A 461-nucleotide genomic window follows, 5' to 3' on the forward strand; every position below is an offset into this window, starting at 1 on the left:
TTTCATAATGAAAATTAAAGCCGCTAAAATAGATTTTTCTGCCGCAGTAGCATAAGCTCTTTCTATATTTACAAAAAACCTTAACACATGAAGACAATTTTTTCCATCATAGCTATCTTCACCAGCCTGAATTTCGTCGCTCAGGATGCAGATCCTGCGACTGAATTCTGGAATACATTACAACAATATTGCGGAAAAGCCTTTGAAGGTTATGTGGTAGAAGCCCCGCCAGATGATGCTTTCCGCGGAAAAAAACTAATCATGCACCTGAGGTCCTGCGAAGAAAAGGTGATAAAAATACCCTTTTTCGTAGGAGAAGACAGATCCCGAACCTGGATATTCAGCAAAGAAAATGAAAGAATTCAATTAAAACATGATCACCGGCATGAGGACGGGACAAATGACGATGTGACAATGTATGGCGGCACTGCCAGCAATCACGGCCTCCCTGGTCTCCAGGT

At 41.9% G+C, this 461-nt stretch carries 1 protein-coding gene; it reads left to right on the forward strand.

What is annotated here, in order from left to right; translation table 11 throughout:
• Nucleotides 1-87: 87 nt before the first annotated feature.
• Nucleotides 88-461, forward strand: a 374-nt coding sequence (locus HC175_RS18390) for a hypothetical protein (RefSeq protein WP_168139681.1), incomplete at its 3' end; no start/stop codon positions are given.

It is taken from the genome of Salinimicrobium oceani, assembly GCF_012037645.1.